The sequence below is a fragment of the Bacillus sp. FSL K6-4563 genome, from assembly GCF_038630405.1.
GTDB classification, from domain to species: domain Bacteria; phylum Bacillota; class Bacilli; order Bacillales; family Bacillaceae; genus Bacillus; species Bacillus pumilus.
The window spans coordinates 2,315,843-2,342,083 of record NZ_CP152030.1; the positions used below are offsets into that span (position 1 = coordinate 2,315,843).

Annotated in this window: 26 protein-coding genes; 2 read left to right on the forward strand and 24 right to left on the reverse strand. The window is 41.8% G+C overall.

What is annotated here, in order from left to right; all coding sequences use genetic code 11:
• Positions 1 to 61 precede the first annotated feature (61 nt).
• The 11 genes from MHH54_RS11665 to rpsU all read right to left on the reverse strand — a co-directional run bounded on the left by MHH54_RS11665 (position 62) and on the right by rpsU (position 9,433).
• Positions 62 to 448 (reverse strand): diacylglycerol kinase family protein, encoded by a 387-nt coding sequence (locus MHH54_RS11665; protein ID WP_003217363.1) that lies wholly within the window; start codon positions 446 to 448, stop codon positions 62 to 64.
• Entirely contained in the window at positions 426 to 905 is a 480-nt protein-coding gene (ybeY, locus tag MHH54_RS11670) for an rRNA maturation RNase YbeY (RefSeq protein WP_012010615.1), read from the reverse strand. The genes MHH54_RS11665 and ybeY overlap by 23 nt, the downstream gene beginning before the upstream one ends.
• Positions 906 to 2,993: an HD family phosphohydrolase gene (locus tag MHH54_RS11675; protein ID WP_189286497.1), complete on the reverse strand. Its 2,088-nt coding sequence runs from the start codon at positions 2,991 to 2,993 to the stop codon at positions 906 to 908.
• A 138-nt stretch (positions 2,994 to 3,131) separates the two neighbouring features.
• Positions 3,132 to 4,091, reverse strand: a complete 960-nt coding sequence (locus tag MHH54_RS11680; RefSeq protein WP_003217430.1) for a PhoH family protein — start codon at positions 4,089 to 4,091, stop codon at positions 3,132 to 3,134.
• 3 nt (positions 4,092 to 4,094) lie between these two features.
• Positions 4,095 to 5,285 carry a sporulation protein YqfD gene (gene yqfD / locus MHH54_RS11685; protein ID WP_342500266.1) on the reverse strand — a complete coding sequence of 397 codons (1,191 nt, stop codon included), beginning with the start codon at positions 5,283 to 5,285 and terminating at the stop codon, positions 4,095 to 4,097.
• An 18-nt stretch (positions 5,286 to 5,303) separates the two neighbouring features.
• Positions 5,304 to 5,585 (reverse strand): sporulation protein YqfC, encoded by a 282-nt coding sequence (yqfC, locus tag MHH54_RS11690; protein WP_003217398.1) that lies wholly within the window; start codon positions 5,583 to 5,585, stop codon positions 5,304 to 5,306.
• A 207-nt stretch (positions 5,586 to 5,792) separates the two neighbouring features.
• A complete protein-coding gene (locus tag MHH54_RS11695; RefSeq protein WP_003217339.1) occupies positions 5,793 to 6,290 on the reverse strand; it encodes a hypothetical protein in 498 nt (165 codons plus the stop codon).
• Positions 6,291 to 6,321: 31 nt separating this feature from the next.
• Positions 6,322 to 7,314, reverse strand: coding sequence for a flotillin-like protein FloA (gene floA / locus MHH54_RS11700; protein WP_003217317.1), 993 nt, complete (start codon positions 7,312 to 7,314; stop codon positions 6,322 to 6,324).
• Positions 7,315 to 7,340: 26 nt separating this feature from the next.
• A complete protein-coding gene (locus tag MHH54_RS11705) occupies positions 7,341 to 8,654 on the reverse strand; it encodes a nodulation protein NfeD (protein WP_106029130.1) in 1,314 nt (437 codons plus the stop codon).
• A 141-nt stretch (positions 8,655 to 8,795) separates the two neighbouring features.
• Positions 8,796 to 9,245 (reverse strand): GatB/YqeY domain-containing protein, encoded by a 450-nt coding sequence (locus tag MHH54_RS11710; protein WP_003217508.1) that lies wholly within the window; start codon positions 9,243 to 9,245, stop codon positions 8,796 to 8,798.
• A 14-nt stretch (positions 9,246 to 9,259) separates the two neighbouring features.
• Entirely contained in the window at positions 9,260 to 9,433 is a 174-nt protein-coding gene (rpsU, locus tag MHH54_RS11715) for a 30S ribosomal protein S21 (protein WP_003152957.1), read from the reverse strand.
• Positions 9,434 to 9,615: 182 nt separating this feature from the next.
• On the opposite strand from rpsU, the gene MHH54_RS11720 reads away from it, so the two are divergent.
• Entirely contained in the window at positions 9,616 to 10,545 is a 930-nt protein-coding gene (locus MHH54_RS11720; RefSeq protein WP_003217427.1) for a Na/Pi symporter, read from the forward strand.
• Positions 10,546 to 10,583: 38 nt separating this feature from the next.
• Here the strand turns inward: MHH54_RS11720 and mtaB are convergent, their stop codons facing one another.
• The 12 genes from mtaB to gpr form a co-directional block, all read right to left on the reverse strand.
• The gene (mtaB, locus tag MHH54_RS11725) at positions 10,584 to 11,942 is read right to left on the reverse strand and encodes a tRNA (N(6)-L-threonylcarbamoyladenosine(37)-C(2))-methylthiotransferase MtaB (protein ID WP_106032753.1); all 1,359 of its coding nucleotides are present in this window, start codon (positions 11,940 to 11,942) and stop codon (positions 10,584 to 10,586) included.
• Entirely contained in the window at positions 11,942 to 12,712 is a 771-nt protein-coding gene (locus MHH54_RS11730) for a 16S rRNA (uracil(1498)-N(3))-methyltransferase (RefSeq protein WP_106032752.1), read from the reverse strand. Before MHH54_RS11730 ends, mtaB begins: the two co-directional genes overlap by 1 nt.
• 23 nt (positions 12,713 to 12,735) lie before the next feature.
• Positions 12,736 to 13,671, reverse strand: a complete 936-nt coding sequence (gene prmA, locus MHH54_RS11735) for a 50S ribosomal protein L11 methyltransferase (protein ID WP_003217481.1) — start codon at positions 13,669 to 13,671, stop codon at positions 12,736 to 12,738.
• Positions 13,672 to 13,693: 22 nt separating this feature from the next.
• Complete coding sequence (gene dnaJ / locus MHH54_RS11740; RefSeq protein WP_342500267.1) at positions 13,694 to 14,827, reverse strand: molecular chaperone DnaJ; 1,134 nt, start codon at positions 14,825 to 14,827, stop codon at positions 13,694 to 13,696.
• 165 nt (positions 14,828 to 14,992) lie between these two features.
• Positions 14,993 to 16,831 carry a molecular chaperone DnaK gene (dnaK, locus tag MHH54_RS11745; RefSeq protein ID WP_050943738.1) on the reverse strand — a complete coding sequence of 613 codons (1,839 nt, stop codon included), beginning with the start codon at positions 16,829 to 16,831 and terminating at the stop codon, positions 14,993 to 14,995.
• 24 nt (positions 16,832 to 16,855) lie between these two features.
• The gene (grpE, locus tag MHH54_RS11750) at positions 16,856 to 17,413 is read right to left on the reverse strand and encodes a nucleotide exchange factor GrpE (protein WP_003217485.1); all 558 of its coding nucleotides are present in this window, start codon (positions 17,411 to 17,413) and stop codon (positions 16,856 to 16,858) included.
• 64 nt (positions 17,414 to 17,477) lie between these two features.
• The gene (gene hrcA / locus MHH54_RS11755; protein ID WP_003217350.1) at positions 17,478 to 18,509 is read right to left on the reverse strand and encodes a heat-inducible transcriptional repressor HrcA; all 1,032 of its coding nucleotides are present in this window, start codon (positions 18,507 to 18,509) and stop codon (positions 17,478 to 17,480) included.
• Between the two features lie 81 nt (positions 18,510 to 18,590).
• Positions 18,591 to 19,730 (reverse strand): radical SAM family heme chaperone HemW, encoded by a 1,140-nt coding sequence (gene hemW / locus MHH54_RS11760; RefSeq protein ID WP_342500268.1) that lies wholly within the window; start codon positions 19,728 to 19,730, stop codon positions 18,591 to 18,593.
• Between the two features lie 117 nt (positions 19,731 to 19,847).
• On the reverse strand, positions 19,848 to 21,686 hold the full coding sequence (lepA, locus tag MHH54_RS11765) for a translation elongation factor 4 (protein ID WP_050943735.1): 1,839 nt from the start codon (positions 21,684 to 21,686) through the stop codon (positions 19,848 to 19,850).
• Positions 21,687 to 21,817: 131 nt separating this feature from the next.
• Entirely contained in the window at positions 21,818 to 22,150 is a 333-nt protein-coding gene (locus MHH54_RS11770; RefSeq protein WP_044139432.1) for a YqxA family protein, read from the reverse strand.
• Positions 22,151 to 22,164: 14 nt separating this feature from the next.
• Entirely contained in the window at positions 22,165 to 23,373 is a 1,209-nt protein-coding gene (locus MHH54_RS11775) for a stage II sporulation protein P (RefSeq protein WP_106029129.1), read from the reverse strand.
• 66 nt (positions 23,374 to 23,439) lie between these two features.
• The gene (gpr, locus tag MHH54_RS11780) at positions 23,440 to 24,555 is read right to left on the reverse strand and encodes a GPR endopeptidase (RefSeq protein ID WP_342500269.1); all 1,116 of its coding nucleotides are present in this window, start codon (positions 24,553 to 24,555) and stop codon (positions 23,440 to 23,442) included.
• Between the two features lie 198 nt (positions 24,556 to 24,753).
• Here gpr and rpsT point away from each other — a divergent pair, with 198 nt between their 5' ends.
• Entirely contained in the window at positions 24,754 to 25,020 is a 267-nt protein-coding gene (rpsT, locus tag MHH54_RS11785; protein ID WP_003217506.1) for a 30S ribosomal protein S20, read from the forward strand.
• A gap of 134 nt (positions 25,021 to 25,154) precedes the next feature.
• On the opposite strand, the gene holA is transcribed toward rpsT, so the two are convergent.
• Positions 25,155 to 26,174 (reverse strand): DNA polymerase III subunit delta, encoded by a 1,020-nt coding sequence (gene holA / locus MHH54_RS11790; protein ID WP_342500270.1) that lies wholly within the window; start codon positions 26,172 to 26,174, stop codon positions 25,155 to 25,157.
• Positions 26,175 to 26,241: the final 67 nt, after the last annotated feature.

Consider the following 26,241-nt stretch of genomic DNA (forward strand, 5'->3'; position numbering starts at 1 on the left):
CATAATTCACGTGACATTTTCACGCCCATTTCTAAAAATGTTAATAAATAGTAATATTGTTCTATTGCATGATCTTCGGTAAGAAGATCATCAACCCAATCATAACCGAAATCGCGGCGTAAACGCAAACAGCGCCTGCTGCGGCGTCTTTCGCTTTCTCAGCAAGCGGGTGCCTCTCTTCTGTCATAAGGTCCACTGTATGTTCAATGGCTGTATTGACAAGTTCAAGCGCAAACATCCCCCCGCATAAAAGCAAAACGATCATCCATTCGAATGGTTCAATGTGAAACCAAAAGCCGCAGATCACCACGATGATGGCTGCGACTGTGTGAAATCGAAAATTCCGTTCATTCAAGAAAGTTCGCCATATTCCTCTAAATGCATAATAAAAGCTCCGAAAAAAACGGGCAAGCGGCCTTCTTTTCTTACGAAGATCTTGAAAGGCCATAATCATCCAAGATCTTTGTCTGTTTGGCGAACATTTCTTTTTCATCTTCCTCTGTCATATGATCAAACCCGAGCAAATGCAGGAACCCATGAATGGTGAGAAATCCAAGCTCTCTCATAAAGGAATGTCCATATTCCTCTGCCTGCTCTTTCGTACGGTCCACACTAATGATGATGTCACCGAGTACAGGCGGAATATCATCAGCACCAATGATTTCAATTTCCCCTTCTCCTTCTTCTTCGAGTGCAAAGGAGATCACATCCGTTGGTGCGTCTTTTCCGCGGTATTCTTTATTAATTTGATGAATCTCTTCATTTGAAACGATCGTCACTGATACCTCCGCTTGATCTTTGACCTCAAGGGCATCAGCAGCGAACTGAAGAAGCTTTTCCACTTCTTCAAGCTGCTCTTTTGATACTTGTCCTGTTTCATCTATTAAATCGATTAACAATGTCATTTACTTCACCTTCTGCTTCGGGGCATCTGGATATTCAATCCGAGAATGGAAAATCCCCTTTAATGTTGTACAAATCGTTTGACTAATAATATTTAACTCTTTAAATGTCAGATCACATTCGCTAAATTGCCCATCCTGCATTTTATCGGAAATAATGCCTTTGACGAGCTTTTCGATCCGCTCTGGATTTGGATTATGCATCGATCGTACCGCCGCTTCCACGCTGTCCGCTACAGAAATAATCGCCGCTTCTTTTGATTGCGGTTTTGGCCCAGGATAACGGAATTCTTCTTCTGTCACCTGATCATCACGCTCTTTTGCCTTATAGTAAAAGAACTTTAACAGCGACTTCCCGTGATGCTGTTCAGCAATATCGACAAGCTCTTCAGGAAACTTCTTTTCTCTCAGCATATCAGCTCCATCTGTCGTATGGGCAATAATGATATTTTTACTTAGCTGAGGAGAAAGCTTGTCGTGCGGATTATCAATATTCATTTGGTTTTCGATAAAGTATTGCGGTCTTTTCGTTTTCCCAATGTCATGATAATAAGCGCCAACCCTTGCTAAAAGACCGTTTGCTCCGACTGCTTCACATGCAGCATCCGCTAAATTTGCCACCATGACACTATGATGATATGTACCTGGTGTCTCTGTTAAAATCTTTTTAAGCAGCGGATGATTTGGGTTTGATAGTTCAATCAGCTTCATTGTTGAAAGAATGCCGAACATACTCTCAAACACAGGCATTAGCCCAATGACCAAAATAGATGATGCAAACCCTGACACAATCGCCATCATAAGGTTCACACCGATTTCAAGTCCTGATGGTGAGGAGTTTTGAATCAGCGTAATGGATAGAACCACAAGGACATTCACCAAAGCGACCGAAAGCCCTGCCTGCAATATTTTTGAACGTGCATTATGCTTTCTCAAAAATAAAATGCCCGCCATCCCGCTCACAAGGTAATAAGCGCAGATCACATAGTTAAAGACGCCGGTTACTCCTTGATTAAACATCATACTGCCGCAAAGAGCAAATACAAGGCCAGAGAAGATCGCTAGTCGTTCATTGATAAGCAGCTTGATCAGCATCGTGCCAAGTGCCACTGGCACCACATAACCTATCGTCGTATACTTCGTTTCCTGGAAGAGACTGAATACTTCCATGATAACTAAAATAATGGTAAAAATGAGCGAGTAGAGCAGCAATGACTTATTCTTATGAACAAGCGATTTTTTCCTCGATTCAAGTGAATGAATAATCGCTGCTAAGAATAGACCAATCAAGATCATAAGACCGCTTACAGGTTTAATCAAATTGGAGCTATTTAAGAGCCCTGTCAGTTCTAATTTACGATACACTTCTCGGTCGATAAGTTCTCCTTCTTCGACTAAGATTTGCCCTTGCTTAATTTGAACCGGCTGAATATTATCAGCGGCTTCTTGCCTTTTCTTCTCTGTCGCCACTGGATCAAATACATAGTTTGGAATGATCGCAAATTCACCGATTTCTTTCGCCGCATTTAAGTATTTGGATGGAATTGAGTTATTTTCAAGCTCTGTTTTCACTTGTTTTTTCTCATCTTGTAATTTCGCTGCTGTGATTTCTTTACTCATCAGTGAATTCACCACTGTGATGATGGAATCCTTAGTAAAAGAGAGATTTTCGTCACTTGCCTGAAGCAGTGCTTTGATGGATTGGTCTGAAACAGCCTCCTGCATATCTGATGTGAGTTTTTCTTTGACACGCTTGACCATTTCTGTATCTGATGGCGGATTTTCTTTTTCATCAGCTGCTTTCTTCTCTTCTTTAATGGCTTCGAAAAGGGAGGAGATGAGGTCAACACGATTGTCAGAATACGCTTTTTTGAGTGTATATTGATCCTCTACTTGATCTGTTGCTTCTTGCTTCTTTTCTTCTGTCGCTTCTTGATCATCGACGGTTGATGGAGAATAGATGGTCTGTTCGCTCACTGAAAATAAATCTAAGTCGAGCGATTCAGGCTTTACATGGAAGAAGAGCACCACGAATAGAATGGCTGCTAAACCAGCGTATAGCAAAACATTTAAATAACGTGAGCGCTCCATTTTCTGAGGTTCTTTTTTAGACAGCAGTCTTTTGCGCTTACTGTCTTTCTGATTCTTTCTCAAGGAAAGTACCTCCTTTTTTACTTTAAACCACGATCGAAACAAAATGACCCGATGAAGACGATCGGGTCACTAAGGTCATTTTTGCTTTTCGTATGCTCCGATGATCTTTGCCACAAGCGGGTGTCTGACCACATCTGTCTGGTCTAGCTCAATAAATGAGATGCCCTTGATCTCTGCAAGCATGTCCTTTGCAGCTGCAAGGCCAGACTGCATGCCCTTCGGTAGGTCAATCTGTGTAATATCTCCTGTAATGACCATTTTAGAGCCAAACCCAAGTCTCGTCAAAAACATTTTCATTTGGGCAGGCGTTGTATTCTGCGCTTCATCTAAAATAACAAATGCATCATCGAGTGTCCGTCCTCTCATATAGGCAAGAGGCGCTATTTCAATCACACCGCGCTCGATTAAACGTTCCGTATGATCACTGCCAAGCACATCATGCAAGGCATCATATAGTGGTCTTAAATAAGGATCTACTTTTTCCTTTAGATCACCTGGTAAAAAGCCAAGACTTTCTCCTGCTTCAACAGCTGGTCTTGTCAGGATAATCCGTTTCACATGTCCATTTTTCAGTGCATGAACGGCATTGACGACTGCCAAATACGTCTTCCCTGTTCCAGCTGGTCCAATTCCAAAGACCAGGTCATCTTTTTTCATCGCCGCAGCATATTCCCGCTGGCCAATGGTTTTTACCCTGATTGACTTTCCTTTAGCATTTTTCGTAATTTCATCTTCATACATATTTTCAAAATAATTGAGCTTGTCTTTTTGCGCCATTTTGATGGCATATACGACATCCCGTTCAGAAATCTCAATTCCTTTTCGGATGAGATGTAAGAGAGATGTCATCAGACGGCTCGCTGTTTCTCTTGATGCTTCCTGACCAGAAACATACACCTTTTCTCCGCGCGTAATAATGGAGACATTCAGCTCGTTTTCCATCAGTTTCAGATAAGCATCTTGATTTCCAAATAAAGCAATGGCTTCGTTTGGGCTATCTAATTTTTGTTGAATTTCAAGTAAATGTTCTGTCATTCTCTAGTCTCCCTGAACAATAGGTGTTGGTTGAACAATATCTTCTATTACTTGGTAAAGGATGATTAACTTAACTTTACCATTCCCTGTTGTCTCGTGCAAAACTTTTTCATTTTTCACCTCTCCTGTTTGACCTAGCTTCTCTTCTAATTCTTTTTTACCCATTTTAATCCCTGCTTGAACCGCTTCTTTATTTGTGTATGTCCGGTTTATTTTTTCGCTTTCGCGTGTCGTTTCTTTTTCATAGGAAAATGGGAGCTGGAAGTTTAAGAAATGGAGTGGGTGAACTTCAGTTTCTGTTTTTGGCTGCTTAAAATCACCCTTTTTAAAGGAAAAGCCCCAAAATGGCATTGAACCTCCAAATGCTGAGAGCTTGTGCTTTGTCTTCATTTTACCCGTAAAGACATCAAAAGATGTTCGAAGAGGGACAGAAACTTCAGAACGATACCACGTTTCACCATAAATTTTCGCTTTAGCACCAACCGTTTTTTGCTGGTCTTCGCTGCCGATGAGGCCAGAGACGAGCATTTGTCCTTTCTTCACATGTTCATCAACTGCGGCAAGCGGCTCCCCTTTTTCCACATACATTCTCGTGATGACCGCCTTCTTCTTGGCCACAATATGCTGAGGACTCGTATATTTCTCTTTTTCCGGCTCATTTTTTTCCACAACTTTCATTTGAAATGTTGTACCGTTTAGTTCAACGCCAACCCATGTAATGCTTTGAATATTGGCGGTCAGTGATTTTTGAATTTTTTCAGGTGTTCCCATTAGAAACTGAAAACGGCCTTTTTGCACACCAATCTCGTCTAAATGCTTTCTCATCTGATGTTCAGTTTCTGGATTGGCCCCTTTAATATCAATTTTCCACACCATGTTTGAAAGTGCCAATATCGTCACTAGAAAAAACACAATCCCAAGGGTAAACCCAATATTCTTCCTTGACCATAGGAGAAGGAACGGAAATCCTTTCTTTTGATGAAATGAACATGTTACCTCATGATGTCTTTGTACTTTTCTGAAGGCATGTACATCTGATAAGCGAATAAATAAGCGCACGCTGTCTTGACGGCGGCTCACTTGAAACATTGTGATCCCCTGTCTCGTGCACTCATTGATGAGCCGCTCAATGCCGTTTCCCTTGATTTCCACTTCCACTCTGCCAATAAAATAGGCGAACCATTTATTCTTCACACTTCTCCCCTCCGTCAGTTAAGAATCAATATAACGGACCTCATCGATTTTCCCTTCTAATAAGATCTCTTCTGGCAAAATCGTTTTAATCACAAAATCTTTCCCTGAAATAATGCATTGTCCTTGTTTGAGCATCAGCCTTACCTCTTGATCACTGAAAAGCAAAAGCCCTTTATGATTCTCTATGTAAATGTGGAGTCTGCCAACCATCGTAATACGGGGAAGATCCATCATGACGTCTGGAGGGATTTCAAGTGTTCTTGTCAGCCATGCTTTAAGTTGATTTTTTCTTTTTCCCATTCAATAAGAACCCCTTCCCGCCTCATGTGTATGAGATCAAACTGAAAGATGGTGAGACTGATGAGAAAGCCTCTATATCATCCTATTCCTCAGCGGTTCAGATCATGCTAATGAATCCCGCAAAACAGCCGTTTCAGCATTTTTACTGCAAGAAATCTCCATCAGGTCAAACAAAAAAAGCCCCTTTATATAAAGGGACTTTCTCGTTTATCTGTTATATGGCCGTTTCATCGTTCTGTGCGGCTTTTTCGCGCGCGGCTCTCCAAATACTTCTCCAAGGATCATCCCCTGAACAATTGTATCTTGATTGAGCTTCTCAATGATCTTTGGCTTCACTTCGGCAGAAGCAGCCTTTGGCCTTGTCAGTTCTCTTTCAAGCGATTGGAATTCTCTATTCAGCTCGCTTTTTCTTTCTTCCATTTCGGCAAGTGTAGCGGTATAGCGGTCCTGTAAGGATTGAGATGTTTTTTTCTTCATCCCGCCATGATCATGTACATCGCCGAAATCGTCCATCTGATCTGTCACGACTGGATCTGGACTTGTTTGTTTTGTTTGCTTTTGGGGCATCTGCTTACGCTGAGGAGCTGGCTTGTTTTGCTGATTCTTTTGTTCGTTCTCCTCTTGTTTGCCGATTTTCCCAAAGACAGCAGAGATGATACCGATGATAATCGCAATTAGTAACGGATTTTCAAATAGAATGTCCATTGGGCTCCCTCCTTAAAGCGTGAGAGGATGCTTATTTGTTTTCATTATCAGATGGACCTTTTGTCATTTTACCAAATGAATCTCTCATGTCCGTATCAGCATCGATATTCTTAATATTCATGTAGTCCATGACTCCAATATTACCTTCACGTAATGCTTCAGCCATTGCAAGTGGTACTTCAGCCTCTGCTTCTACAACTTTCGCGCGCATTTCTTCAACTCTTGCACGCATTTCTTGCTCCTGGGCAACAGCCATTGCGCGGCGTTCTTCCGCTTTTGCCTGTGCAATGTTTTTGTCTGCTTCTGCTTGGTCTGTTTGCAGAATCGCCCCGATGTTCTTACCGATATCAACATCTGCGATATCAATCGAGAGGATTTCAAACGCAGTACCTGAATCTAATCCTTTACCAAGAACTGTTTGTGAAATCATATCAGGGTTCTCAAGAACCTTTTTATGATTATCTGATGAACCGATTGTAGAGACAATCCCTTCACCTACACGAGCAATAATCGTTTCTTCCCCTGCACCACCAACAAGTCGGTCGATGTTTGCACGAACTGTAATACGTGCTTTTGCTTTCACTTCAATCCCGTCCATCGCCACACCAGAGATAAATGGTGTTTCAATGACTTTAGGGTTTACACTCATTTGAACTGCTTCAAGTACGTCACGGCCTGCTAGGTCGATCGCTGCACAGCGTGCAAAGTTCAATTCGATATTCGCGCGTTGAGCTGCGATTAATGCGTTCACAACTCGGTCCACGTTACCACCTGCAAGATAGTGGCTCTCTAACTGGTTAATCGTCGCATCAAGACCTGCTTTATGTGCTTTAATAAGCGGGTTGACCACTCGGTTTGGAATAACGCGGCGAAGTCTCATTCCTACAAGTGTAAAAATGCTTACCTTTACGCCAGCCGCTAGGGCAGAAATCCACAGCATCACCGGTACAAAGGTGAAGAAGATCGATAGAACGATCAGACCTGCTGCGATAATCACAAATAATAGTAAAGTAGATGGATCCATTTTATTCCTCCTATAAAATCAGTTATCTATACTTTCCTCACGACAATGCGTGAGCCTTCCGCTTTCACAATTTTTACTTGTTCATTCTTATCGATGAATGCACCTTCTGACACAACATCAATGCGCTCATCTCCAAATACTATTGTACCTGACGGACGAAGTGCGGTTGCTGTCACCGCGATTTGCCCAACAAGATCTTCTCTTGTTTCATTTGAGACATAACCGCTTTCCTTATTGGTTGAATCGGTTAAAATGAACTTTTTGAAAAATTTCATACGTTTCCCCAACACCTTTGTCAATAAAATAACTGCTACGATTGAAACAGCAGTGGCAATCAAGATGGAAATCGCCATTTCTGTAAAGCTTCCAGCTGCTAAAAACAAGCTGACAACCACACAGATCAGTCCAATGACACCTACGATTCCCCCCGGCAAAAACAATTCCAGAATCATGAGCAATATCCCTGCTATAAACAGGAACAACGTCTCATATCCTGCAAAACCAGCCACGAGATGACCATAAAAGAATAAAAGAAGCGCTGTCACTCCCATGGTGCCTGGAATCCCAAAGCCAGGAGAATAGAGCTCAACAATTAACCCTAAGCTTGCGATGGATAAAAGGATTGGAATGACGATTGGGTGCGTGAGAAAGCGCGCAACCTTTTCAGCAAAGCTCACTTCATCGTATTGAACAGAAGCATCGGCTAAATTCAGCTTTTGAAGCAAGTCATCCATATTTTTCGCTTCCCCTTCTGCATAACCGAATTGAAGCGCACGGTCTGTGTTGAAGGTGAGCAATTCTCCTTTTGGTGCACCAGCTTCTTTTGCGTCTATATCTACATCTGCCATTGCAAGTGCATACTTTGGATCACGCCCCTGCTTTTCGGCAGCATCACTCATTTCAGCAAGCCATAGCGATTCAGATTTTTGATCGGCAGCATTGCCTTCTCCATCAATGATCGCCGCAGCCCCCATCTTTCCATTTGGGGTCATATAGATTTGATCGGCATTTAGTGCAAGGAATGCCCCAGCTGAAAGCGCTCTATGATTCACAAACGCTGTCACAGGGATATCAGACGCACGAATGGTATCTGCGATCTCAAGCGCAGCATCGACTGCACCACCTGGTGTATTGATGTCTAGAATGATATGTTTTGCTCGTTCGGACTTTGCCTGCTCAAATGATCGTTCAATAAATTGAGAAAGTCCTTTTTCTACTGTATCTTCAATTGGGATAACATGAACTTTCTGATCTACTGATTTCGCGGTCAATTGAACCCCTAATAATAAGCATATTATAAAACAACTGAAGAGAGCAATAGAAATTTTTATTTTTTTCATCTATTTGGTGATCCCTCCTCTCTATCTTCCATTTTACTGTTCCTTTACATACGTTACAAATGTATCATAGGTTTCATTTTTATATGACAGAATGATGAAGGTATAAAAAAAGTACCCTTCTAACAATAGAAGGATACTTTTTTATTGAGACAGCTGTTCGCTGACAAGTCTGTTAATGACAGCTCCATCAGCTTTACCTTTTACTTTTGGCATAATAGCGCTCATGACTTTACCCATATCAGTCTTCGATGAAGCACCTGTTTCAGCAATCGTTTCTTTCACGATCGTTTGCAGTTCTTCTTCAGAAAGCTGTTCAGGTAAATAAACGTCTAAGATGTCAATCTCTTTTTGAACTTTATCTACTAAATCTAAGCGATTAGCTTTCGAAAATTCATGGAGGGAGTCTTTACGTTGCTTAATCTCGCGGGAAAGGACGGTTAGTTCCTCATCGCCGGTCAAACTGTCTTTCTTAAGCTTAATTGCTTCATTTTGGAGCGAAGCCTTAACCATCCGAATGACAACAAGCTTGTCTTTCTCACGGTTTTTCATAAAAAGCTTCATATCAGAATTTAATTGCTCAAGAAGACTCATAAAATCCACCCTCTTTAGAATTTACGTTTTCTAGCAGCTTCAGACTTTTTCTTGCGCTTTACGCTAGGCTTTTCATAAAATTCACGCTTTCTTGCTTCTTGCAATGTTCCAGTTTTGGATACACTGCGTTTAAAGCGACGAAGAGCATCTTCAAGCGATTCGTTTTTTCTAACGACCGTTTTTGACATTCTCTTTCCCTCCCTCCGAATACACCAATCGACTGCATTAAAAAAAGATATACATGTAAAACATGTACCTAGACATTATAATATAAGCCTAGTGTGAGGTCAACTAAGTGATTTGGAAATATATTTTCGTCATGAGCAGGTAGACAAGTCCATATATTCATTGGTAAGAGGAGGACTTTTCTATGATGGCGATCATTTATTTTTGTGCACTTATTTTCATTTTTTTATGGTCAATGGGTTTGCTGAGAAAAGGATTAATGGCGCTTGCGTCGTCTCGTATTGAGAAATCACTTCTTCTCTTTACAGATCATCCGGTAAAAGCATTCTTAGTCAGCATCGTATTTACAGGGATTCTTCAAAGCAGTTCAGCGTTTATGGTCATCGTGATTGGCTTTGTCAGTACAGGTATTCTCTCTTTTAAAAAATCCATTCCAATGATTCTTGGTACCAATATTGGCTCTACGTTTACAACAGAATTTATCGCCATTAAAATGGATGTTTTCATGTGGGTTTTAATCCTAGCTGGTCTGATATGCATGATGTTAGGCAAAAAATCTTTTAGGCATGCAGGAAAAAGTATATTTGGACTCGGGATGATCTTTTTTTGTATTCAAGGCTTTTCTAAAATTGCAGGTATGATGACAAGTCAGCCTGAGACATTGCGCTTTCTCGAAATGATGCAGCATTCTGACTGGACGGCGCTGCTTTCGGGTACTATCTTCACAGCGATTGTTCATTCAAGCTCCGTCTGTATCGGCATTTTAATGGGGTTTATGAATGAAGGAACGGTTGGGCTTCAGGAAGGCATCAGCTTTGTGTTAGGGTCCAATATTGGGACATGTATTACAGCCGTAATGGCTGCCATATCTGGCGGCTATGCAGCACGTCAAACGGCTTATGCACACGTTTTGTTTAATGTGCTCGGAGTGCTTTTATGTCTCCCATTTCTCGCCATGATGACAGAATTCGTCGCCCTTCTTGCAAACGCTCCCGCACAGCAAATTGCGCACTTCAGCCTGCTGTTTAATGTGGCAAGCTCTTTGCTTTTCTTCCCGTTCATCCGTCCATTTCACACATTGATTTTATGCCTTTTACCGAATCAATCAAAATAAAACACCGGCTTGCCCTTTTGGCACCGGTGTTTGATTGATTATGAGGTCATTCTCACTTTGTCTGTTTGTACTTCATCGCTTATACGAACGAATTGTCCTTCGTTATAAGGATAACCCGCTTTCGTAATTTTCACTTTGACCAAACGGCCGATCATGTCCTCTGTTCCTTCAAAAACAACCTTCATATAGTTATCTGTATAGCCCACATAAAGATTGTGCTTTCCTTCTTGTTCTTTGAAGGATTCTTCCGGAATAATCTCTAGGACATCTCCTTCATAAGCTGATGCGTATTCTTTCGCAAGCTGATCAGAAAGAGCGATCAAGCGGTGGACACGTTCGTTTTTTACATTTTCATCCACTTGATCTTCCATTCTTGCAGCTGGCGTACCTGTACGTTTGCTGTAAGGGAATACGTGCAGTTCAGAAAATTGATGGTCTTTGACAAAGTTGTATGTTTCCAAAAACTCTTCTTCTGTTTCTCCAGGAAATCCTACAATCACATCAGAGGTGACAGCAAGACCTGGCAATGCTTTTTTCAGCTTTGTTAAACGCTCTGCAAAGAATTCCATCGTATATTTACGGCGCATTCTTTTCAGCACTGTATTAGAGCCAGATTGAAGCGGGATGTGAAGGTGTCTGACAATCTTATCTGACTGATCAAGCACTTCTATCACTTCATCTGTAATTTGACTTGCTTCGATAGATGAAATACGAATTCGTTTTAAGCCGTTGACACGTCCATCTAATTCTTTCAGAAGCTTTGCAAAGTTATAATCCTTTAAGTCTTCTCCGTATCCACCTGTGTGAATACCTGTTAATACAATTTCTTTATAGCCGGCATCCACAAGCTGCTGCGCTTGGTTGATGACCTCTTCTGGATCACGAGAACGAAGAAGTCCGCGAGCCCAAGGAATAATGCAGAATGTACAGAAATTGTTACAGCCTTCTTGGATTTTTAATGACGCACGTGTTCTGTCTGTAAAAGCAGGAACATCGAGTTCTTCAAACACACGTGCTTTCATAATATTGCCAACCCCATTAATCGGCTGTCTTTCTCTGCGATATTCTTCAATGTAACCGAGTAATTTATGTCTGTCTTGTGTTCCCACGACAATATCAACACCAGGAATCGCCATGATTTCTGCTGGAGATGTTTGCGCATAACAGCCTGTTACACAAATGACACCATCCGGGTTATGACGAATGGCTCTTCTAATGACTTGGCGGCTTTTTTTATCGCCAGTATTCGTGACCGTACATGTATTAATGACATATACGTCTGCTTTTGATTCGTACTCTTTTCTTTCATAGCCTGCTTCTTTAAACAGCTGCCAGATCGCTTCTGTTTCATAGTGATTGACCTTACAGCCAAGTGTATGGAACGCTACTGTTCCCATCATGATTCACCTCTTAATAACTCTGTTTGATAAGATATAGCAGAAAGCGCGTAAAGAGGAGCTGTTTCTGTTCTTAAAATGCGTGGTCCAAGCCCGCAAATGACTGCACCATGCGTTTCAAGCGCTTCAATCTCCTTTTCTGCTAAACCGCCTTCAGGGCCAAAAACCACTAGCAAGGTTTGTCCGCCTTTCATCTGTTGGAGCACAGTTTGAAAGCGGCTTTGCTCTCCTTCTTTCGATGATTCTTCGTATGCAACGACACATTTATCGAATTCACCAGCTAATTGAGTCAGCTCTTTAAATGTTGATACTGGATCAACACGAGGAATGATATTCCGGTAGGACTGTTCAGCTGCTTCTTTCGCGATTTTCTCCCAGCGCTCTCGTTTTTTATGTGACTTCTTTTGGTCAATTTTTGTAATAGAACGAGCCGCTTGAAACGGGATAAATGCGCTTGCGCCAAGCTCTGTGCCTTTTTGGATAATCAGCTCAAGCTTATCTCCCTTTGGGAGACCGCTCGCAATTGTTACTCTTACCGGAAGCTCTCTGTTCTGATTTGTCCAGCCTTCAACGTGACAAATGACTTCTTCCTTTGTTATTGTATCAATTTTACTGAGCGCTTCAAAGCCGTCTGTCGTTAAGCAAAGGATTTCCTGCCCTGCTTTCATGCGCATGACGTTGGAAAGGTGATGTACATCTTCACCATTGATGACGATAGATCCCTTTGCAATCACTTCTTCTTTCGTGAGGTCGATAAAATATCGTTGCATACGTGTCCTGACACCTACTCGCTTTATTTTTTCGCTATAATGCTGACCCAATCTTCCATTGACAGCACTTCAACAATGTCAAAACCTGCTTCTTCTAATGCTGTTTTGACTTGTAGTTTCTTTTGTCCAATGATGCCTGATGTAATGAAATAGCCATCTTTCTTCAATAAGTCATAGGCTTGATCTGTAAAGCGCAAAATCACTTCTGCGAGAATGTTGGCGACGATCACATCACGTTCACCTGAAATCCCATCAAGTAAGTTGTTTTGCTTGACCGTCACTTGTTCGCTTACACCATTTAGCTCGATGTTTTGCTTTGCACTTTCAACCGCAACGGTGTCGAGATCAAAGGCTTGAATGTCCTTTGCACCAACCATCGCTGCTGCCACACTTAAAATCCCAGAGCCTGTTCCAACATCAATCACCGTATCGTTTTCCTTCACATAGCGCTCAAGCGCCTGAATACAAAGAACGGTTGTTGGATGTGTCCCTGTTCCAAATGCCATTCCTGGGTCCATTTCAATAATCAGTTCATCAGAATGAACCGGAGTATATTCTTCCCATGTTGGAACGATGGTGAATTTTTCAGAGATTTTCACAGGATGATAGTATTTTTTCCATGCGGTGGCCCATTCTTCTTCATTTACTTCACAAATGGACAGCGTATTTCGTCCAAGGTCAATATCGTATAGAAGAAGATTGTTGATGGCTTCTTTGATCTCATCTACCGTTTCCATTAAAAAGCTGTTCATTGGAAGATAGGCTTTGACGATGACCCCTTCTTCAGGATAGTCATTCGGATCGAGCTGGTAGATCTCACCGTATACATTTTCACGTTCCTTGACTAAATCAAGCGGGTCCTCAATCACGACACCACTCGCACCTGCTTCATGCAAAATATTGGTGATTGGTTCCACCGCTTCATTTGTTGTATGGACGCTAATTTCTGACCACTTCAATACTACCAACTCCTTATCCGTCTTACTCGCCTTTAAATGCGCGTTTTACCTTATCGAAGAAGCTCATTTCTTGTTCGTCCGGTTTATTTCCGCTCACTTCAGCAAATTTTCTAATGATATCTTTTTGATTGTCCGTTAAATTTGTTGGTGTGACGACTCGTACAACGATATGCTGATCGCCTTGGCCATAGCCGCGTACATTTTTCACACCTTTTCCTTTGAGTCTAAACTTCGTGCCAGTTTGCGTGCCAGCAGGAACTTTTAATTTCACTTTACCGTGTAATGTTGGCACTTCAATTTCGTCACCTAATGCAGCCTGTGCAAAGGTTAACGGCATTTCGCAGTAAATGTCATCCCCGTCACGCTCGAAGAATTCATGCGAACGCACATGGAACACAACAAATAGATCGCCTGGAGGTCCTCCATTTACACCTGGCTCCCCTTGACCAGACACTCTGAGCTGCTGACCATCGTCAACACCAGCTGGGATCGTCACATTGATTTTCTTACGCTTACGCACTTTACCAGAGCCGCCGCATGTAGAACATTTGTGATCGATTTGTTTTCCTGTTCCGCTACAGTAGTTACATACTCTGCGGTTGACCACTTTACCAAACGGAGTTGACTGCTCAACATTTAATTGACCAGAGCCGCCGCAATGTGAACAAGTCTTCGCATCTGTTCCAGGCTTTGCCCCTGATCCATGACATGTTTCACATGATTCCTCACGAGGAATTTCAATCGTTGCTTCTTTCCCAAATGCTGCTTCTTCAAATGAAAGCGTCATTGTATATTGCAAGTCTGCTCCTTGACGCGGTGCATTTGGATCTCTTCTTCTGGCTCCGCCGCCAAAAATACTAGAGAAGATGTCATCAAAGCCACCGAAGCCGCCAAAGTCTCCTCCTCCGCCAAAACCGCCGCCACCAAAGCCTTGGTTTGGATCGGTATGACCAAACTGGTCATACTGCGAACGTTTTTGATCGTCAGAAAGCATTTCATAGGCTTCTTTTACTTCTTTGAATTTCTCATCTGAGCCAGCTTCTTTATTAATATCAGGGTGATACTTTTTTGAAAGCTTGCGGTATGCCTTTTTGATCTCGTCCTTTGAGGCGCTCTTACTCACGCCAAGCACTTCATAGTAATCACGCTTACTCATCTCTTCACACTCCCGATTTTCTCACATAAGTACGATTGTATCATTTTGATTTGACCTTTTTCAATTGCTTTCATCGTTGGAAAGAAAAAAAGTCAAAGCCAAGAGATCCTGACTTTGACTTTCTGACGAGTACGTTTCAGCAGTCTTTTTCAAAAGTAAAGGTGATTATTTTTTCTCTTGATCGTCGTTTACTTCTTCGTATTCTGCATCCACTACATTGTCATCTGCTTTTTGAGCACCTTCAGCGCCTTCTTGCTGAGCTTGTGCTTGTTTTGCAGCTTCTTCATAAAGCTTTGTCGTTAGTTCTTGAACGATTGTTTGCAGCTCATCTTTTTTCGCTTTGATGTCTTCAAACTCGCCTTTTTCGATCGCAGCTTTTAGTGCATCTTTCGCATCGTTTGCTTTTTTCACTTGCTCTTCATCGATTTTGCCTTCTAGATCTTTTAATGTTTTTTCTGTTGTAAACACTAATTGATCTGCTTCATTGCGCACTTCGATTTCTTCTTTTTTCTTCGCATCTGCTTCAGCATTTTCTTCTGCTTCTTTGACCATTTTTTCGATCTCATCATCAGAAAGACCTGAAGAAGATTTGATGGTGATGTTTTGCTCTTTGCCTGTACCCATATCTTTCGCACGTACGTTGACAATACCGTTTTTATCGATATCAAAAGATACTTCGATTTGTGGTACGCCGCGTGGTGCTGGCGGAATGTCAGTCAATTGGAAACGACCTAATGTTTTGTTGTCTGCTGCCATTGGGCGCTCACCTTGCAGAACATGGATGTCTACCGCTGTTTGGTTGTCAGCAGCCGTTGAGAATACTTGAGATTTACTTGTTGGAATTGTTGTATTACGTTCAATCAGCTTTGTGAATACGCCGCCCATTGTTTCAATTCCTAAAGAAAGTGGTGTTACATCAAGAAGAACAACGTCTTTGACATCTCCTGTGATGACTCCACCTTGAATCGCCGCACCAAGAGCAACCACTTCATCAGGGTTTACACCTTTATGAGGCTCTTTGCCTGTTTCTTTTTTGATTGCTTCTTGAACTGCAGGAATACGAGTTGATCCACCAACAAGGATGACTTTATCAATCTCGCTAGCAGATAAACCAGCATCTTTCAATGATTGACGTACAGGTGTCATTGTACGCTCTACAAGATCTGCAGAAAGCTCTTCGAATTTAGCACGTGTTAGCGTTAATTCAAGGTGAAGAGGACCTGCATCTCCAGCTGTGATAAATGGCAGTGAGATTTGTGTAGAAGATACACCAGAAAGATCTTTTTTCGCTTTTTCAGCAGCATCTTTTAAACGCTGAAGCGCCATTTTATCTTTTGAAAGGTCAATGCCATTTTCTTTTTTGAATTCAGCTACTAAGTGATCAATGATCACTTGGTCAAAATCGTCTCCACCTAGACGGTTGTCCCCAGCAGTTGAGCGTACTTCAAAGACGCCGTCTCCAAGCTCAAGGACTGATACGTCAAATGTACCGCCGCCAAGGTCGTATACAAGGATTGTTTGATCTTCATCTGTTTTATCTAAACCATAAGCAAGCGCAGCTGCTGTTGGTTCGTTGATGATACGTTCTACTTCAAGACCAGCAATTTTACCAGCATCTTTTGTAGCTTGACGTTCTGCATCGTTGAAGTAAGCAGGAACTGTGATAACAGCTTTTGTTACTTCTTCGCCAAGGTAGCCTTCAGCGTAAGATTTAAGGTGTTGAAGAATGATTGCAGAGATTTCCTGCGGTGTATAGTTCTTGCCTTCAACTTCTACTTTATAGTCTGTACCCATATGTCTTTTAACAGACATGATTGTGTTCGGGTTTGTAATTGATTGGCGTTTCGCTACTTCACCAACTTGGCGCTCTCCATTTTTAAAAGCGACAACAGATGGTGTTGTACGTGCTCCTTCAGCGTTTGCAATGACTTTTGGCTCTCCGCCTTCAAGTACTGCAACACATGAGTTTGTTGTTCCTAAGTCAATCCCAATGATTTTACTCATAATCGATGACCTCCCATTATGTAGTTATTGATTTACTTTTACCATTGATGGACGAATAACTCGGTCTTTGAGTTTATAGCCCTTTTGCAATTCTTCTACTACGATATTTGAATCAAAGTTTTCATCTTCAACTTGCATGACGGCTTGATGAAGGTTTGGATCGAACTCTTTGCCGACAGCTTCAATTGGTTCAACGCCTTCATTTTTCAACGCTTCTACCAGCTGGCGGTAAACCATTTGCATTCCTTCTAACAAACTTTTCGCCTGCTCATTGTCTGGATCAATTCCAAGCGCTCTTTCAAAGTTGTCAAGAGCTGGGAGAAGATCGCTGACAACATGTTGAGAACGATATTTTTGCACGGTCTCCACTTCAGTTCGAGCACGGCGTTTATAGTTTTCAAAATCTGCTTGAACACGCAGAATCTTGTTTTCTTTTTCATCTAGAAGCTGCTGCAATTCATCGATTTTCTCTTGGAAGGCAGACTGTTCATCATGCTTTGCTTCCTCAGTATCTGCTTGAACTGCTTCTTCTTGTGCTTCAACCTCTGCTTCTTGCTCAGGTGTCTGTTTTTCTTCTGACATTGTGTTCACCTCCCTCAAAAGATTCAAGAATACGAAGGGGCAGTGCCCCTATCTTTTTATCACCCTACTCATCATACAAATTGGAAAGTGCGTTTGACAAGTCTTTTGATACATGATGCAAAAGACTAACGACTCGCCCGTAATCCATGCGGGTTGGTCCGATGACGGCAATGGAGCCGAGTGATTTTTGATCAATCGAATAAGTCGCTGTGATCAAACTACAGTTCTCCATTGCTTCCAAATTGTTTTCTGAACCGATTTTAATGGTGATACCTTGCTGATTTGGATGAAACAGCTGCATGACATCATTCTTTTGCTCAATCAGCATCATGAGTGAGCGAATGCGGTCGATGTCATGAAATTCAGGCTGATTCAACATATTAATCTTCCCGCCAAAGAAAAGTTTTGATTCATTTTGTGTCGATGTAAATGTGTTGCCAAGCGCATCTAAAATGTGATCATAATCTTTTAAATGTGTGCGCAGAAGCATGACTACTTCTTTATACATCCTGTCCTTCAACTGGTCCATTGGAACGCCAGCTAAGCGGCTATTCAAAATATTCATCAGCTTCTCAATATCGGAGACATCGAGATGCTCAGAGAAGGTAATGGTTTTGTTTTCAACATGTCCGCTGTCTGTAATCATGATTGCTACGGCTTTATTTGGCTGAACGGGGACAAGCTGAATTTGCTTTAATCGATTTTCACTCAGCTTTGGACCAAGCACGATCGATGTATAGTTTGTGAGATCTGATAAAATTTCCGCCGATTTTTGAACTGTTTTTTCCAGCTCAAAAATTTTCTCCTGAAAAGCCGACTGGATAAGCACAAGCTCTTTAGACGACAGTTTTCGCGGAGAGAGCAAATGATCTACATAATAACGATATCCTTTTTCTGAAGGAATTCTTCCTGATGAAGAATGGGTCTTTTCGATAAAACCAAGTTCCTCCAAATCAGCCATTTCGTTTCTAATCGTCGCAGAGCTGAATGTGATGTCCTCTTTTTTAGAAAGAGTCCTTGATCCAACTGGCTGCGCCGAACGAATAAAGTCATTAATGATGACTTGCAGAATCAAAAGCTGACGATTTGTTAACATCATCATCACCCCTGTTAGCACTCTCTTTCAACGAGTGCTAATTGTATAAACAAAATTACCAAACTCAAATTAAAATGTCAATTATAACTCACCGAGAAACGCTTGAAATACTTCATTTCCTAACAATTTCCCTTTTCTTGTTAAACGAATTCCAATGTCATCTTTTACAATGAGACCTTTTTCTTCTAATTCTTCAAGAACTGAGGGAAAAAGAGCTTCTGGTGAAGCACCATATTTGGCTTGGAAGTCGGCACTTTTCACCCCTTCGATTTTTCGAAGGCCTAAAAACATTTCTTCTTCTATCTGCTCTGCTTTTGTGACTTGATGAGTTTCTTTATACGGGAACCCAGTTTGCTCAATCAGTTCCAAGTAATGCTTCACTGGTCCTGCGTTCACATTTCGGATGCCATCTACATACCCGTGTGCCCCTGCACCGAAACCGAAGTAGTCTTCATTGCTCCAATAGGTCAGGTTATGCTGGCTTTCAAAGCCCGGTTTGGCGTAATTGCTGATTTCGTATTGATGTAATCCATGGCGCTCCATTTCATCCATCACAAGTTCATACATTTCAGCCTCACGTTCTTGCGGCGGTAAATGCAGTTTTCCTTTTTGCATTAAGTTGTAAAACACCGTTTTTGGTTCCACAATCAGTGAGTAGACAGAATAATGCTCTGCTCCTAATGAGAAAGCTGTCTCAAGTGAATTCATGACATGATGCTTTTCTTGATGCGGCAAGCCAAACATAAGATCTAGGCTAATATTGTCAAATCCAACCGCTCTAGCTCTCTCAAAGGACGTGAGAACATCTTTCTTTTGATGAACTCGTCCGATTTTTTTGAGTAAATCATCTTCAAAGGTTTGGACGCCAAAGCTTAGTCGATTGACACCGGCTTCTTTTAACACATGTAGCTTCTCGAGTGATAATTCATCTGGATTCGCTTCAACTGCAAATTCAACCAGGTTTTTTGCCGGCTTTAACACATGGTGAATACTGTTCATAAGCTGGTCTAGCTGGCTAACGGTCAATGATGTCGGAGTTCCCCCGCCAATAAAGATCGTCTTGAGTTCTTGCTCGCCCTTTTGCTCGATCGTGTGCTGCATCTCTTTTTCAAGAGCCGCTAAGTATTCATCGACTGGCTGCGTTTTAATGAAAAATTTATTGAAATCACAATAGTGGCAAATGTGCTCACAAAATGGAATGTGAATGTATGCTGCTTTCATTTGATGACACCTTCTTTACAGGTAAAGAGCCGCAGTTTATCGCTGCGGCACCTTTGTTTGTTTTCGACTATAAACGCCAAGGCTGACATTGTAAAGCAGGTTGCCTTGAGGAGGATGTTATTTTTTCGGTGTGCTGTCGTCCATCTTCAGCACAGCCATAAATGCTTCTTGCGGGACTTCAACAGAGCCCACTTGTTTCATGCGCTTTTTTCCTTCTTTTTGCTTCTCAAGAAGCTTTCTTTTCCGGGAAATGTCTCCACCATAACATTTAGCAAGTACGTTTTTACGCATCGCTTTAATGGTAGAGCGAGCCACGATTTTTTGTCCAATCGCTGCTTGAACTGGTACTTCAAAATGCTGGCGCGGAATGAGTTCTTTCAGCTTTTCTACGATGATCTTGCCTCGTTCATAGGCGTAATCGCGGTGAACAATAAAGGAAAGAGCATCGATTTTTTCGCCATTCAGCATGATGTCCATTTTCACTAGAGTAGATGGACGATAGCCAATCAGCTCATAATCAAAGGACGCATAGCCTTTTGTGTTGGACTTGAGCATATCAAAGAATTCATACACGATCTCCGCCAAAGGAATTTCGTACACAATGCTCACTCGGTTTGCATCAAGGTATTGCATATCAATGAAATGCCCGCGCTTTCCTTGGCAAAGCTCCATGACAGAGCCTACATAGTCATTCGGCACCATCATTGTTGCTTTCACGTATGGTTCTTCAATTTTCTCAATCTTTTGCGGATCAGGCAGATTTGACGGGTTATCGACGATGATTTTTTCTCCGTCTGTCATATACACATCGTAAATAACACTTGGTGCTGTCGTAATGAGATCGATTTTAAATTCACGCTCAATCCGTTCTTGGATGATTTCCATATGAAGCATTCCAAGAAAGCCGCAGCGGAAACCGAAGCCAAGTGCTTGGGACGTCTCTGCCTCATATTGAAGTGAAGAATCATTTAATTCAAGCTTTTCTAGTGCTTCACGTAAATCGTTATATTTCGCTGTATCAATCGGATAAAGACCGCAGTAAACCATTGGGTTCAGCTTTCTGTATCCTGGCAGTGCTTCTTTCGCTGGGTTTACCGCACTTGTGATCGTATCCCCCACACGTGTATCGCCGACATTTTTAATTGCTGCTGTTAAGTAGCCAACATCTCCAACAGTGAGTTCATCTGTCGGCATGGCTTTTGGTGTGAATACGCCGACTTCAAGTACTTCAAATTCTTTCCCCGTCGCCATCATTTTGATTTTCTGACCTGGTTTGACGGTTCCTTCCACAATTCGTATGTACGCAATAACGCCGCGATACGCATCGTAGAGAGAATCAAATATAAGAGCTTGAAGCGGTGCTTCTGGGTCTCCAGCAGGTGCTGGCACCTTTTCGACGATTTGTTCTAAAATATCTTCGATCCCAATACCAGCCTTAGCAGAGGTGAGAACAGCTTCAGATGCATCCAACCCGATGACATCTTCAATTTCTCCTCTTACACGCTCAGGCTCTGCACTTGGCAGATCGATTTTATTGATAATCGGAAGAATTTCTAAGTTGTTATCAAGAGCTAAATAAACATTCGCAAGTGTCTGTGCTTCAATTCCTTGTGCTGCATCTACTACGAGAATCGCACCTTCACAGGCAGCAAGGCTTCGAGATACCTCATAGGTGAAGTCGACATGCCCTGGTGTATCAATCAGGTGCATAATATATTCTTCTCCATCCTTCGCCTTATATTTCAGCTGGACAGAGTTTAATTTAATCGTTATGCCGCGTTCACGCTCTAAGTCCATGGAATCAAGTAATTGTTCTTTCATTTCTCGCTGCGTAATCGCCGCTGTTTTTTCTAAAATACGGTCGGCCAATGTGGATTTCCCGTGGTCAATATGGGCGATAATGGAGAAATTTCGAATTCTTGATTGCCGTTCTAATCGTTTTTCTTTATCTGTCACAATCTATCACTCCTACTATAAAACGCGGGTTGCGCTAGGTTAGATTATATCAATAGGGCTGTAAAGATTCAATCGAAATCAAGAAAAGCCGCTCATTGATTAGCGGCTTTAGTCATATGGTGTAGATTTATTTATTTTCCATTTACCCAATCATAAAGAGAACGAGCTGCATGTGTCATGCCATCAGACAACGCCTTTCCTGCCTTGGAGAAGGCATTAAAGCTCTCTATTTCCTCAAGCTGCTTTTGTTTTTCGGCAAGATCCTTTTCTGTAACAGCCGTTCCTAAGATAGAGGCTTCTCGTTCTTCTTCGTCGTTCATTTGGATGGAGAAAGCGCCTTTTAATTGCGGGTCATGGTAACCCTTCATTTGCAGCATGCCATTATTTGCCTGCTGCATTCCTAAAAAGACGCCAAATAGCAAGACCAGTCCTAAAATAATGGTTTTTCCAATAAATGATCCCATGCACCGTCACCACCTTAAGAACGTTTTTTCTCATCCTTTGCTTTGCCGTCTACTTTTTCCGCATCCCAGAATATATCACTGAAGACATCAGCTGCTGCATTGGATGCATTTTTCAATTCTTCCATATTATTATCCACTCCGCCAAATTCTAAAAGAAGGGCTTTGTCGGATAAATCTTGATTATAAATTCCATTATCACCAATTTCGCCTTTGGCAAACACACCGACACTGAGCCCTTTATATTTTTTCTCCATCAAATGGTGGAACTCCGTCGCAAGCTCGAGGTTTTTCTCATAGCTTTGATTCTTCTTTCCCACAACAAACGCAATTCTCGCATATTTTTTCCCCTTGATCTCGGCAGTAGTGTCTTTCTTTCTTCTTGAGTCACGGTGGATATCGATTAAATATTCGAGATCATCATTTTTCGCTAAGGCTTCTTTTACGACCAGTCTTGATTCATTATAAGACTGGGGATACTTTAGTCCTTTTTGCAGAAGCCGTTTTTCAACTTCTGTTTTGTCGACCGTATTCCCGATTCCTTGCTGATCAAGCGCCTTTCCGAACATGTCGCCGACAAGGGTGACATTCACTTTTGAGTGCCGTGCATTGTTTGGATTCGTTTCTCCTTTTAAAAAAGGTAAATATGATTCCGTATTATGTGTATGGTAAATGTACACAGCTTTTCGTTTTCCTGTCGACCGGTCCGGCTCTTTCGCAGGCTTTTTTGGCACATCTTTGTCGAGCTTGTCCAGCTCTGCTAAATTTGCTTCTTTTTCATCTTGAATGACTTCACTTGGCGGCGGCGATTCCATTGGCATGTTGGTATAATCTGTTCCTTCACCCGCTAAGATGATTTTTGTATCAAAATGTTCAAAGCCTGGAAGTTCTCTCCCTAGAAAACTACGCGGGTCTTCTAAATTGATACTGGTCGCAAGCTTGAGTGACAGTCCAGAGAAATGAAACCCTTTTTGATCTTTCGGGACGGCTGAGGCGAAATATTGGTTTTCCATGCCCATTAATGTGGCGAAAAACGCCCCGGAAAGCTCATCTGCTACACCATATAGCGAGGCTTGTGGCCTCAGCTCAGGTTTTAAAGATGTCAACGCCCCTGACATCACAAACACTACAACAAGCGAGGCTATAAATAAGAAAATGCTTTTGACTACTTTTGTTCCATTAATCGCAACGACCAACTGTCGAGGACGGCGGGGTCTTTTTTTCATGATTTACTCCCTCCAGCACGCTTTCTAGTAATTACACTATGAGCGAGCTAGAGAAAGTAGAACCGATTAATGATTATAAGAACCCATGTTATCTTGAGAGATTTTTTGATGAAGCGCTGTGTTTAATCCATTGGCGAGCACGTTTGCCATATCATCAATGAATGTATCTACTTCCTTAGGCGTGACCATGAGATTTTGCCCTAGCGGCGCAAGCACTTCATGGATCAGCTGCCGTTTCTCTTCTTCTGGAAGAGTTCCTACGATACCTAAGAATGATTGACGCGTTTCTTCATCTGGTAAGTCTTCTTCGTTTAGTACTTTTTTCTTCCCAAACGTCAAACCAGCCGGCACAAGAGAGCGGGACGGCCTGTCATCTCTCAGTTCTCTACCAAAATGCTTTAAGACATAATCAATTGTGTCACTTGCAATGGTGACTGCATCTACCACTGTCGGAACGCCAATCGCAATCACTGGAATTCCCAACGTTTCTTTGCTTAATTCTTTTCGCTTATTCCCTACACCTGAACCGGGATGGATACCTGTATCAGAGATTTGAATCGTCGTATTCACCCGTTCCACTGCACGAGCAGCAAGGGCATCGATTGCAATGACAAAATCGGGTTTGGACCGCTCAATCACGCCTTGTATAATGTCGCTTGTTTCAATACCAGTCAGTCCCATCACTCCCGGTGATAAAGAGGACACTGGGCGGTAGCCTTCCTGTACATTTTCCGGCTGTAATTCAAAGAGATGCCGGGTCACAAGAAGACTTTCAACCGTGAGCGGACCTAACGCATCTGGCGTGACATTCCAGTTTCCTAGCCCTACTACAAGACAGCTTGCATCAGTCTGAATACCTCGATCTTTTAAAAACTGAGCAAAATGATGGGCAAAAACTTCAACAACTTTTTCCTGCATCTCAGAATCTTTCTCCCGAATGCCCTGCGCCTCAAGTGTCAAGTAAGTTCCTGCCTTTTTGCTGGTCAGCTCCTCCCCTTCTTTCGTAATCTCCACCGTTCGTATACGGATGCCGTGCTCCTCTTTTTCCTTTTCGACAATCCCTTCAATTCCATCCTTTTTGACAACATTCGGATCGTTCTCTTGTTCTAGTATCTCTTTTGTTTCAACAGCCAAGTCTGTCCGAATTTGATAAGCACTTAAATCAAGTTTCTGTTTCTCCATAAAAAGACTCCTTCCACCAAGTAATTAACAGTAGTCTTTCCATCTCTTGAAAGAAACATTCGAGCGCTTCATCAATGAAAAATACTTTACATTTATATTGCATTCTAAAGGTGTGTTTGATAGAATACAACTTGTTCTATTGTGAAGATTTAACCTTAAGACAATTGTGTTTAGGTTGTATCTTAGGAGGTGAAACACATGCCAAATATTAAATCAGCGATCAAACGTACAAAAACGAATAACGAACGCCGTGCACACAACGTGACAATCAAGTCTGCGATGCGTACTGCGATTAAACAAGTTGAAGTTTCTGTAGCTAACAACGATGCTGAGCAAGCAAAAGCTGCTCTTTCTTCTGCTGCAAAACGCATTGACAAAGCCGTTAAAACTGGTCTTGTACACAAAAACGCAGCTGCGCGTTACAAGTCAAGACTTGCTAAACAAGTAAACGGACTTTCTGCATAATGCTTGCAACGCCTCAGTAATGAGGCAACTGTTTAACTGTACGTCCGTCCTGACCGGCTCAGCCATTAGGACAGACTGACAATTATACATCTAAACAAAAACGACCCTCTTTTTAGAAGGTCGTTTTTTTATGTTCAAGCGCCTAATAGGCGAAGCAGAAACAATTCTAGCAATAGCTGCTTGTCCTTTTTACCCGTTTTCATTTCATAATCGATCGTTGATAGCTCTTTGACAATCTGCTTCAGCTCTTCTTCTGAAAACAGCCTTGCCTGATCCATAGCAAGTTTGACGCGGAATGGGTGGACTTTTAGATTTGAAGCAATTTGTTTTTGCCCATATCCTTGCTGAGCGAAATACTTCGTCTGCAAAATCAAACGAAATTGAGTGGATATAAGTGCTAATATTTTAATGGGTTCTTCATTTTGTTTCAGCAAATCATAAAACATTTGCATGGCCTGAGAGCGGCGTCTGTTGACAATTTGGTTAATTAATTCGAAAATATTCTGCTCTAAGCTTCTTGCAACGAGCTGATTGACATCCGTTAATTCAATTTCTTCTCGCTCTCCAATATATGTACTTAGCTTCCTCACCTCTTGAAACAATGAGGATAGGCTCCCGCCGCACAGCATCACAAGCTGCTCAGCCGCTTCAGATGTCATCACCTTTCCTTCTGTATTCACCAGTGTAATGGTGAAATCCGTTGTTTCTTTTGGGTTTAACTCTTTTGCCTCAATCATAGCCGCTTTCTTTTTTAGCAATTTGGTGATTTTCTTCCGTTCATCCAGCTTTTCATATGGTGCTAATAAGACGAGAATGGTATAAGGCGCCGGTTTTTCTAAATAAGCTTCTAACAGAGAAAGCTCATGCTCAATCTTCTCTTTTTTCTTTTCCGCTGTAAGAAAATAAGGGTTCTTGATCACAACGAGACGCCTTTCTCCCATGAACGGAAAGGTTTCTGCATCTGTCACAGCCTGTTCAAGCGGCACCTCTTCCATATCAAAGACAGAGAAATTAAAATCCTTTGTCTCTTCGTCTACTACAGCTTGTCTTAATTTAGCTGCTGTTTCTTGCAGTAAATACGTTTCTTTTCCATATAAGCAATAAACGGGATGGATATCCCCTCTTCTTAAATTGTTCCAAACCTCAAAAACCATAAATTGAATCCCTCTCTTTCACTTCCTCCTCTATCCTAAAGTGTGCGAAGACATTAGTAAAGAGGAA